This window comes from Bradyrhizobium valentinum, from assembly GCF_001440405.1.
GTDB lineage: Bacteria > Pseudomonadota > Alphaproteobacteria > Rhizobiales > Xanthobacteraceae > Bradyrhizobium > Bradyrhizobium valentinum.
This window is the reverse complement of record NZ_LLXX01000221.1, coordinates 70,347-79,358: the sequence shown is the minus strand read 5'-3', so window position 1 is coordinate 79,358 and position 9,012 is coordinate 70,347. Positions and strand designations below refer to the sequence as shown.

The following is a 9,012-nucleotide window of genomic DNA, read 5'->3' as shown; positions in this document are numbered from 1 at the left end:
ATACATGCCCTGATCAATCATTCCCCTTGACAACCATATCCCCATACAAGCCCGGGGGCGTGGTGGTCCTGACACCGTAGCCTCCAGTAACGTACCCGTTCGGATAGTAGCCCATCACGCCGGGTTCCTGATAGACCACTTGAGCCATTGCAGGAGTGGCCAGCATCGTTGCGGCAACCAGGCCGAGCGATAGTTTCTTGAAGTTCGTCATTTGGCTTCTCCATTGGATGTCAAAGCCAAACGACAGTTGCGAAAGGACGTTCCCCTATCCGCCTCAAGTGAGCGTGAGGCGTGTTCCCCATACCTCAGGGTCAGTTTCAAACCTTATCGGGTCCGACGCGCACCAATTGCTTGCCGAAATTGGCGCCCTTGAGAAGCCCCATGAACGCGGCCGGCGCGCTCTCCAGGCCTTCGGTGACGAACTCCTTGTGCTTGACCTTGCCCTCACGCACCCACCCCGACATGTCGCTGAGGAAGTCAGCGTGGCGTGCAGCGAAATCGCTGACGATGAAACCGCGGATGGTCAGGCGCTTGGTCAGCACGGCGCGCATCAGCGACGGCGCCCATTTCGGCGTCACCGCCTCCGTGTCGTTGTAATGCGCGATCAGGCCGCACACGGGAACACGCGCGAATGCATTGAGCAGCGGGAACACCGCCTCGAACACCGCGCCGCCGACGTTCTCGAAATAGACGTCGATGCCTTTCGGGCAGGCGTCCTTCAGCTTCGCCGCCAGATCCGGATCGCGGTGATCGAGGCAATCGTCGAAGCCGAGCTCGTTCTTGACATAGGCGCACTTGTCCTTGCCGCCGGCGATGCCGACCGCGCGCGCGCCCTTGATGCGTGCGATCTGGCCGACGGCCGAGCCGACTGCGCCGGAAGCGGCGGCAACGACCACGGTCTCACCCGCCTGCGGCTTGCCGATGTCGAGCAGGCCCGTATAGGCGGTCATGCCGGGCATACCGAGCACGCCGACCGCGGTCGAGATCGGCGCGATGTTGGGATCGATCTTTGCAAGACCCTTGCCGTCGGAAATCGCATGCGTCTGCCAGCCGGCGCGCGATAACACGATGTCGCCCTTGGCGAAGGCTGGATTGTTTGACGCGATCACCTCGCTGACGGTGCCGCCCTCCATTACGCCGTTGATCGGCACCGGCTGCGCGTAAGACGGCCCATCGCTCATGCGCCCGCGCATATAGGGATCGAGCGACAGCCAGATAGTGCGCAGAAGCACCTCGCCGGCGCCCGGCGTCGGGATCGGGCAATCTTCAAGACGGAAGTCGGAGGGTTTGGGTTCGCCGACCGGACGTGCGGCGAGGACGATGCGTTTGCCTTGGGACATGGGTGTTTCCTCCGAGTGTTATTCTTCTTCGTCATTGCGAGCGTAGCGAAGCAATCCACGCCTCCGCAAGCGGCGAAATGGATTGCTTCGCTGCGCTCGCAATGACGGTGAAGAATGGCGTATTCGCCAAACACGCCGTCATTCCGGGATGGTGCGTAAGCACCAGACCTCAGATGCGCAATTGCGCATCGGGGAATCTCGAGATTCCGGGTCTGGTCCTTCGGACCATCCCGGAATGACCATGGAGAAGTTACGCCCCGCCCGGATAGTTCGGGCTCTCCCGCGTAATCGTCACGTCGTGGACGTGGCTCTCGCGCAGGCCCGCGCCGGTGATGCGGACGAACTGCGCCTTCTCGTGGAATTCGGCGAGGTTGCGTGCACCGACATAGCCCATCGCGGCGCGCAGGCCGCCGGCGAGCTGATGCATGACATTGCCGACCGGGCCCTTGTACGGCACCTGGCCCTCGATGCCCTCGGGCACCAGCTTGAGCGTGTCCTTGATGTCCTGCTGGAAGTAGCGGTCGGCCGAGCCGCGCGCCATCGCGCCGACCGAGCCCATGCCGCGATAGGCCTTGTAGGAACGGCCCTGCCACAAAAACACTTCGCCTGGCGTCTCGTCGGTGCCGGCGAGCAGCGAACCGACCATGGCGATATCGGCGCCGGCGGCGAGCGCCTTGGCGAGATCGCCGGAATATTTGATGCCGCCGTCGGCGATGACGGACACGTCGGCCTTCTTCGCCGCCTCCACCGCATCCATGATCGCGGTGAGCTGCGGCACGCCGACGCCGGCGACGATCCGCGTCGTGCAGATCGAGCCCGGCCCGATGCCGACCTTGATCGCGTCCGCACCCGCATCGATCAGCGCCTGCGCGCCCTCTTTCGTCGCGATGTTACCGGCGATCACCTGCACGGCGTTGGAGAGCCGCTTGATGCGGTTGACCGCCTCCAGTACGCGGGAGGAATGGCCGTGCGCGGTATCGACCACGATCAGGTCGACGCCGGCGTCGATCAGCCGCTCGGTGCGCTCAAACCCGCCCTCGCCGACCGTGGTCGCGGCTGCCACGCGCAAACGGCCGTGCTCATCCTTGCAGGCCAGCGGATGCGCGACCGCCTTTTCCATGTCTTTCACGGTGATCAGGCCGACGCAGCGATACTGGTCGTCGACGACCAGGAGCTTCTCGATGCGGTGCTTGTGCAGCATCCGCTTCGCCTCGTCCTGGCTGACGCCCTCGCGCACCGTGACGAGGTTTTCATGCGTCATCAGTTCCGAGACTTTCTGTTTCGGATCGGTCGCAAAGCGGACGTCGCGGTTGGTCAGAATGCCGATCAGCTTGCCGGGCGCGTTCTTGCTGGCGCCGGTGACGACGGGAATGCCGGAAAAGCCGTGATCCTTCATCAGCGCCAGTGCATCCGACAGCATCGCATCCGGGCCGATGGTCAGCGGATTGACCACCATTCCGGATTCATACTTCTTGACCTGCCGCACCTGCGCGGCCTGCCCCTCGGGATCGAAATTGCGGTGGATGACGCCGACGCCGCCGGCCTGGGCCATCGCAATCGCCATGCGCGCTTCGGTGACCGTGTCCATTGCGGACGCGATGATCGGGATGTTGAGCGGGATCGCGCGGGTCACGCGGGAGCGGATATCGGCCTCCGAGGGCAGAATATCCGAGAGACCGGGTTTCAGAAGCACATCGTCGAACGTGAAGGCTTCACGGATACCCTGAAGTCCCTGCGCCATTGCCAACTCCTTTCGGCGGCTCACCGCCGCGATCTTAAACGTGGATGAACGCCGCCTTCGGCGATGCTATCGGCATCGCCGTCGAATCGAAGCCCATCGATGGGGTTGACGGTGGTCGATAGCATGGCAGGACGCCGAATCAAAGCGTTTGCCAGCTATGCACAGGCTTTTCGGGAAAAGCTGCAATCCCAAGGGCTTAGTGGCGGGGTGCGCTTCAGCGCGGGTACCCCGGCGGCGGGCCGTGCTGGCGGATCGCCTCCACCACCTCGCGATGCCGGCGATCCTCCCGCTTCATGTGGACCGCGATCAGCGCATGCGCCGAGGGCACCAGCAGCAGGACGTGGAAAATCAGCCCGAAAATCAGGCAGAACACGATCAGGACCAGGTTGAAGATCGCCGAAAACGGCTGCCCGTTCAGGAGCAGTCCGAGCGGCGGCAACAAGGCAGCGAGGACGTAGATCATGCGGACCTCCAGCGGCTGGCGCGGTGCATACCAGCGTCACGCAGGATTTAGGTGGTTTGCCCGGTTCCGCAATGGCTTGTGTGAGAGCGGGATGATACAGGCCCCTCGCCCGCCTTTTTCTTCGGTCCCCCGATTCCGATGGACAAGCAACGCCTGATCCCGCTGATCGTCGCCACCGCCCTGTTCATGGAGAACATGGACTCGACGGTGATTGCGACGTCGCTGCCGGCGATCGCGGCTGATATCGGCACCAGCCCGCTGACGCTGAAGCTGGCCATCACCTCCTATCTTCTGTCGCTCGCGGTGTTCATTCCGGCCAGCGGCTGGACCGCCGATCGCTTCGGTGCGCGCATGGTGTTCTCGATCGCCATTGGCGTGTTCATGATCGGGTCGATCGGCTGCGCGCTGTCGCAGAATGTGCATCATTTTGTCATCGCCCGCATCCTGCAGGGCATGGGCGGGGCGATGATGACGCCGGTCGGACGGCTGGTGCTGTTGCGCTCGATCGACAAGAGCGCGCTGGTCAATGCGATGACCTGGGTGACGGTGCCGGCGCTGATCGGGCCGGTGATCGGTCCGCCGCTCGGCGGTTTCATCACCACATATTTCTCCTGGCACTGGATCTTCCTGATCAACATCCCGATCGGGCTGCTCGGCATCTTCATGGCGATGAAGTACATCGACCCGATCAAGAGCGAGGATCCCGAGCGCTTCGATCTCTACGGGCTGGTGCTGGCCGGCATCGGCCTTGCCGGCATCGCCTTCGGCCTCTCGGTCGCCGGCCTCGGCCTGTTGCCCTGGCCGATCGTCGCCGGCCTCGTCGCGATCGGCACGATCTCGATGACGCTCTACGTGATGCATGCGAGGCGGACCGGATCACCGGTGCTGGATTTCTCGCTGCTGCGGCTTTCCACCATGCGCGCCAGCATCATCGGCGGCTTTCTGTTCCGGCTCGGCATCGGCGCGTTGCCGTTCCTGTTGCCGCTCTTGATGCAGGAAGGTTTTGGCCTGACGCCGTTCCAATCGGGACTGGTCACGTTTGCCTCAGCCGTCGGCGCCATGGGGATGAAGACGCTGGCCGCACGCATCATCCGCGCCTTCGGCTTCCGCTACATGATGACGGTCAACGCCGTCGTTAGCGCGGTCTTCCTCGCCGCCTGCGCCCTGTTCACGGTGACCACGCCGCTATTGCTGATCTTCATCATCCTTGTCGTCGGCGGCTTCTTCCGCTCGCTGCAATTCACAGCAATCAACACTGTCGCCTATGCCGAGGTCGAGCCGGCGCAGATGAGCCGCGCCACCACGCTCGTCAGCGTCAACCAGCAACTGGCGATTTCGGCAGGTGTCGCGGTCGGCGCGTTCTCGGTGGAATCGACCATGCTCTATCAGCACGTCACCGAATTGAGTGCCGATGTATTCCCGCCGGCATTCATCGTGGTCGCGATCATCTCGGCGGTGTCGGCGTATTTCTTCTGGCAGATGCCCGATGACGCCGGCCATGAAATCTCAGGCCGGAAGGCCGTCGAGATTTCCAGCCGCAAGGGCGCGGAAAAGGCGGCGACCAAGGCCGCCAGCGAAGGCACCGGGGACGCGCGGGATCAGCGGTTGGGCTGATCGGGCGCAGCATCGACCCGCTTGACGGCAGCACCGGCAAGGCCAGGGGCCCGAGCCTCCCCGAGAGTTCTTCCGTTGCCGGTATGTAGGACGGCCGACATTCAAAAATTCGCCGTGAGAGTCAGAAAGCGAACGGAAGCCCCGCCGCCAGTCCGTCATATACTTTGGTATAGGCGGGCGCGAGGCGGTCATCCGCGGCGGCACCTGCGCTTGTTGGAAGTTGGGGGAATGGTTCTCGGCTTTGCGGCACAGCACGTGCCTCGGAAGGCCCGGGAACAAAAATCCGATCGTTGTTGATTTCAGTTTCGCTTGAAAGGATGAAACCCGTGAGTGATGCCAATATGAACGTTGACGTGAATAACAATCCGCCGAACCCGAAAGCGGCCGGACCACACGAAAAGCGCGGATTTGACACGCCGTTCTTTGCGGCGCCGGGGATCTTTGATGGGCTCGCCGAGCAAAACCTGATCCGGGCGCAGCAAAATATCGAGAAGATGAAGATGGCGTCGGCAGCGATCAACGACGCTCTCCGGGAAGCCTATTCCGCCAACGCAAAGGGCGCTGCGGACTACGCCGCCAAGGTCATCGAGTTCTCCGGCGCCAATACGAGCTCCGCCCTTGATTTTCTCACCGATCTCGTAAGCACGAAGTTGCCCTCGGAAATCCTGCAGCTCGCCGCCGCGCAAGGCTGCAAGAACTTCCAAGCCACGGCGGCACAGAGCCGGGAGCTTTGGGTGCTCACTCGCAAGGTCGCGAGCGAGACCGCCGACCCGATCAAGAAAAGCTTTGCCAGCGTGCTGCAGAAGGCGGCCTAGTTCTTAGTCGAACCTTTGCAGCCCGCCGGGATCGGCTGGAACAAGCGCTCCCCCGTGAGAAGGGCGCACTCCAGCCGATGAAGACCAAAATGCCGACACGAAAAATTCAGGGACCGAGGAGCAACGATGGGCGTCGTCATGATCAAGTGCCCGGAGACGGGTCGCGCTATCCCGACGGGCATGAAAGCGGATCGGGAACGGTTTAGCTGCAGCCCGGTGTTTTTCGCGCGTACCTTCTGTCTGATCTGCGAAGCCAGTCACGAATGGTTTGCCAGGGAGGCCTGGGTTCACGAGCCGGCAGAGAAACGGCTTAGGCCGAGGGTTACGCTTGCCCTGCAACCAGCGTAGAGCCGCGGAGACCTTGCTGCCATTCCGTCAATGGCCCCTTGCCCGCGGCCCGATCATTCCCTGGCCTCCGGTGCGCCGATGAATTTCGTCTGCCTTGGCGAATAGGGAGGCTTGGCCGCGGGGATTGTCCGCCGGCCGGGCGTGCCCGGGTGGCGTCATCTCGTCCGACAAAACGATCCGACCGATCCTGCGGCGCATGAGCTGGTAGCATTCGCATGCCGCTGCTTCGAGGCGTGGTCTGTCAATCTCGATCGAGCCGCGACCATTGGATCGAACTGCGCCCGAATCGCGAAGCTTGGAAATGACCTGCGTCACTGTCGTCCGCCGCACGCCGAGAAATTCCGCAAGCGTCTCCTGCGTCAGCGGCAGGACGTCCCCGTCAACCCGATCGTGGACGTGTAACAACCACCTCGCCAGACGCGCCTCGACCGAGTGCAGCGCATTGCAGGCCGCGACGTGCTGGAATTGCGCCATCAGTGCCCTGTTGAGAGTTTGAACCGTGCCCCTCAATGCGCTGCTGCGTTCAAGCGCCGCCTGAAATTGTGCCGGCGAAATCTGCAGCGCGGTCCCCGCTACCCGCACCACCGCCGTCATCGGAGAGCGCGAAGGCCCGAGCGTCGTCAGCACGCCCGCAGCTCCGTCATTGCCGACGACGGCGGTCGCAACCGTTTGGCCGCTCGGCATATCCATGATGAATGCGATCAAGCCGCTAAGAGGGAAAAAAATCCGTTGTATTGGGTCGCCCGACCGCACCAGCACGGTGTCCCGTTGAAGCTCAACCAGTCGGAAATGACGCACAAGCAAATCGAGGTCTGCTGTCGGCAACGCAGCTAACAGTCGATTACCAACCCTGGTCTTCTGCTCCATCACGGGAATACTCCTTCCCCGACGGATGCGCCGCACGCTGCAGAACTACTGCTGGCGTCACGCTGCATGCGAATAAACAGACCGCGCCCAACTAGTACTATACGCCATGCGGGAAAAAGTTCCAATGGCGTCGCTCAGGCCTCGACGCCCCGCTGCCGCTGCAACCGACGCAGAACATCCGCCGGGCGCGCCTACGGCCGATTGGATTGTCCGCGAAATCCCATCGCCAGCACGTAGCGCTCCGACGAATCCTGCCGGCTGGACGCGGGCTTCACGTGACGCACACTGGAGAAGTCGCGCTTCAGTTGCGCGAGCAGTTCGCCCTCGGCGCCGCTTTGAAATACCTTCGCCAGAAACGTTCCACCGGGGCTGAGCACGTCGCACGCAAAGGCTGCCGCCGTCTCGACGAGGCCGATGATGCGGAGTTGATCGGTCTTGCGGTGGCCGGTGGTGTTGGCGGCCATATCCGACATCACGACGTCTGCGCGGCCGCCCATCATGGCAATGAGTTTTTCCGGCGCATCCTCGGCCAGAAAGTCGAGCTGCGCGAATTCGACGCCGGGAATCTCCGGCATCTCCAGAAGGTCGATCGCAACCACCTTGCCCTTGCCGTTGACCGCGCCGACGCGCCTGGCCGCGATCTGACTCCAGCCGCCGGGGGCGGCGCCGAGATCGACCACGGCCATGCCGTGCTTGAGGAAATGGTACTTGTCGTCGATCTCGATCAGCTTATAGGCCGCGCGCGAGCGATAGCCGTCCCGCTTGGCCTTCGCCACATAGGGATCGTTGAGCTGCCGCTCCAGCCAGAGCTTTGATGACAGCTTGCGCTTGCCACCGGTCTTGACCGTGACGTGCAGCCGTCCGGTAGTGTCTTTCGCCATATCGGTGCTTGTCTTTGAAATGTCCGCCGAGATCCGGCGCCTGAAATCAATAGCACGGAACCGGATGAGCATTGAAGCGAGTATGATGACGTGCACCCTGCCATTCGGGCGCTAGTCCCATCAGCCCCATGACGGGCACACGGAGATCGACAAGATCGACGAATACTCCGTGTGACTGAAAACATCGGCAGGCCTGGAACGGTCGCACCCTGATCGCGTTGCTCGGGAAGGAGCTGGGGCAAGTCATCAACCTGCAATGAGCGGAGAAAACAGATGGCAAACCCACGCCAGGACGAAAAGTCCACGCAAGGCATGGAAGACGCAGCCCGCCGCGCCGGCGAGAGGGCTGCCGAACAGACCGGCCGTTTAGGACAAGCTGCAGCCGAGCAGACGACACGTGTCGGGCAGGCCGCGGCTGCGGCCGGAGAGGAAGTGGCTCGAGCAAGTGCTAGTCTGCTCAAGCAAAACGCCGAAACATTCCAGAACGCCTGGCGCTTCGGGCTGGAAATGGCGACCTCGGTCATGGGCCGGTCTACCGAGCAATTTGGTCGCACGCTCGGCTTGTCCGGAGACGGAGTGCAACAGGCGACCGAACGGTCGGCCCGCAACGCCCAAACCATACTTTACACCAGCACGGCCGCTGCCAACGTGATGGGTGGAATGTCCCGTGAGTACCTCCAGTTGGTTCGGCACCAAGTCGAAAAGAACATGGACCATATGAATGAACTATGGACCTGCCGAACTCCTCAGGACTTTGCAGCCGTACAAAGTGACATCGTCCGTGAATCCGTGGAAACTGTTCTGGAGAGCAGCCGTCGGATAGCCGACATGTCGCTCAAAATGGCCGACGATGCCGGAAAGCAGATCAGTCAAAATATGGAAGAGATCCGTCGCGCCGCCTAGTACGGTCCGCTGCGGGACTTTGAAGGTAAGAGCGGCTGAG

At 62.5% G+C, this 9,012-nt stretch carries 9 protein-coding genes; 3 read left to right on the top strand and 6 right to left on the bottom strand.

Features of this window, described 5'->3' with window-relative positions:
- Positions 1-13 precede the first annotated feature (13 nt).
- From CP49_RS38405 to CP49_RS38390, 4 genes are all read right to left on the bottom strand, one after another.
- On the bottom strand, positions 14-211 hold the full coding sequence (locus tag CP49_RS38405) for a hypothetical protein (RefSeq protein WP_057855278.1): 198 nt from the start codon (positions 209-211) through the stop codon (positions 14-16).
- Positions 212-317: 106 nt separating this feature from the next.
- Positions 318-1,340 carry an NADP-dependent oxidoreductase gene (locus tag CP49_RS38400; protein ID WP_057855277.1) on the bottom strand — a complete coding sequence of 341 codons (1,023 nt, stop codon included), beginning with the start codon at positions 1,338-1,340 and terminating at the stop codon, positions 318-320.
- Positions 1,341-1,590: 250 nt separating this feature from the next.
- Entirely contained in the window at positions 1,591-3,081 is a 1,491-nt protein-coding gene (gene guaB / locus CP49_RS38395; protein WP_057855276.1) for an IMP dehydrogenase, read from the bottom strand.
- A gap of 214 nt (positions 3,082-3,295) precedes the next feature.
- On the bottom strand, positions 3,296-3,544 hold the full coding sequence (locus CP49_RS38390; protein ID WP_057855275.1) for a hypothetical protein: 249 nt from the start codon (positions 3,542-3,544) through the stop codon (positions 3,296-3,298).
- A 138-nt stretch (positions 3,545-3,682) separates the two neighbouring features.
- Here CP49_RS38390 and CP49_RS38385 point away from each other — a divergent pair, with 138 nt between their 5' ends.
- Together CP49_RS38385 and CP49_RS38380 are read left to right on the top strand one after the other, a co-directional pair.
- On the top strand, positions 3,683-5,158 hold the full coding sequence (locus CP49_RS38385; RefSeq protein ID WP_057855274.1) for a DHA2 family efflux MFS transporter permease subunit: 1,476 nt from the start codon (positions 3,683-3,685) through the stop codon (positions 5,156-5,158).
- 326 nt (positions 5,159-5,484) lie between these two features.
- Entirely contained in the window at positions 5,485-5,973 is a 489-nt protein-coding gene (locus CP49_RS38380; protein ID WP_063791840.1) for a phasin family protein, read from the top strand.
- A 375-nt stretch (positions 5,974-6,348) separates the two neighbouring features.
- On the opposite strand, the gene CP49_RS38370 is transcribed toward CP49_RS38380, so the two are convergent.
- Together CP49_RS38370 and CP49_RS38365 are read right to left on the bottom strand one after the other, a co-directional pair.
- Positions 6,349-7,188, bottom strand: a complete 840-nt coding sequence (locus CP49_RS38370; protein ID WP_082646458.1) for a Crp/Fnr family transcriptional regulator — start codon at positions 7,186-7,188, stop codon at positions 6,349-6,351.
- Positions 7,189-7,379: 191 nt separating this feature from the next.
- Positions 7,380-8,069, bottom strand: coding sequence for an RlmE family RNA methyltransferase (locus CP49_RS38365; protein WP_057855289.1), 690 nt, complete (start codon positions 8,067-8,069; stop codon positions 7,380-7,382).
- Positions 8,070-8,342: 273 nt separating this feature from the next.
- Here CP49_RS38365 and phaP point away from each other — a divergent pair, with 273 nt between their 5' ends.
- The gene (gene phaP, locus CP49_RS38360) at positions 8,343-8,972 is read left to right on the top strand and encodes a phasin family protein (RefSeq protein WP_057855271.1); all 630 of its coding nucleotides are present in this window, start codon (positions 8,343-8,345) and stop codon (positions 8,970-8,972) included.
- The last annotated feature ends 40 nt before the right edge of the window (positions 8,973-9,012 follow it).